The organism is Pseudomonadota bacterium (genome assembly GCA_010028905.1).
Taxonomy (GTDB): Bacteria; Vulcanimicrobiota; Xenobia; order RGZZ01; family RGZZ01; genus RGZZ01.
In genome coordinates, this window is record RGZZ01000895.1 from 1 (window position 1) to 1,139 (window position 1,139).

A 1,139-nucleotide genomic window follows, 5' to 3' on the forward strand; every position below is an offset into this window, starting at 1 on the left:
GCGGTCGATTTCTTCGCTGTTGTCGGGCAACGAGTGGCGCGATTGGGTGGGCTTCTTTGGCACCACCATCGGCTTCCAGACGAGCCACGGAAGCACGAGCACCGGCCGTGGCCGTGGCCGTCGCGGCGCCTCCCCGAGTCCGCTCGTGGACACCTACAACTTTGCGATGGTGCGGCGCGGCGGCGCCAACGGCGAGCAGTTTATGCACTTCAAGCACTACATCTCGTCGATCGACTTTTTGGACGCGACACCCGGCTGGGAGGGCACGGTGACGTATCCGATCATGAACGTCTCGCTCCCACCCAGCTCGCAGCCACAGCCCATGGGACACACGACCAAGCGGTACCCGATCCTCGACGGACGCGCGCGCACGGACCTGGAAGCGCTCGCGGGCCGGAGCGTCGAAGGCCGCTTCGAGATCGCCAACGTCTCCTTCTGCCTCGATATCTGCCTCGACCACGCGATGGGCGGGTGCGCTGACGCACTCGATGCCGAGAAGAAGGCGGGCACAGGTCCGGGATTGGTCTCGATCCACGCGATCGTGTCAGCGGGCATGAAGATCGAACCCAAGCACGTACGCGTGCCACCCGGCGGCTCCGCCATCCTCGCTGACGGTCTGGGCGCGGGTGCCGTACAGAGCGTCGAGTTGCACAACCCCCCGATGGGGGCGCACGTGCATAAGGCGCGGTCCGACGAGGCGCGTGCGGCCGTGGGTGACGCGGCGGTGGAGGCGCTGGCGCGCGCGCGCGGCTACGCGCCCAACCTCGTGCTCAACGACGACTACCCGGGCCACGTAAGCCACACGACCATCGAGGTGCTCGGCGTGCGCTGGAAGGAGAAGGTCGATGAGCTCTATGGCGTCCAGCGTTACGGCGCTCCCAAGCCCGAGAACCCGACTCCAGCGGAGGACGGGGGCTCGGCGGCTGACGAGGCGTTCACGCTCGAGCACGAGATCCAACCACTCGCCTTTGTCTTCGCGACGACCCCTATCGTCAAGGTGTGAGGGCGAGCGGCACTATGAGTCTGGGACGAGAGAACGCGTCGCACAGCATGTGGATGATCGATGGCCATCTCTCTGGGGCGTCTTCGCCTCAACCCACCTGACCCACTTCTTCTTCGGATCGGGTGCTCCGAGCATA

Annotated in this window: 1 protein-coding gene; it reads left to right on the top strand. The window is 66.0% G+C overall.

Going from position 1 to position 1,139, the window contains the following annotated elements:
* The first annotated feature begins 19 nt into the window (after positions 1 to 19).
* A complete protein-coding gene (locus tag EB084_26190) occupies positions 20 to 1,003 on the top strand; it encodes a hypothetical protein (protein NDD31754.1) in 984 nt (327 codons plus the stop codon).
* Positions 1,004 to 1,139: the final 136 nt, after the last annotated feature.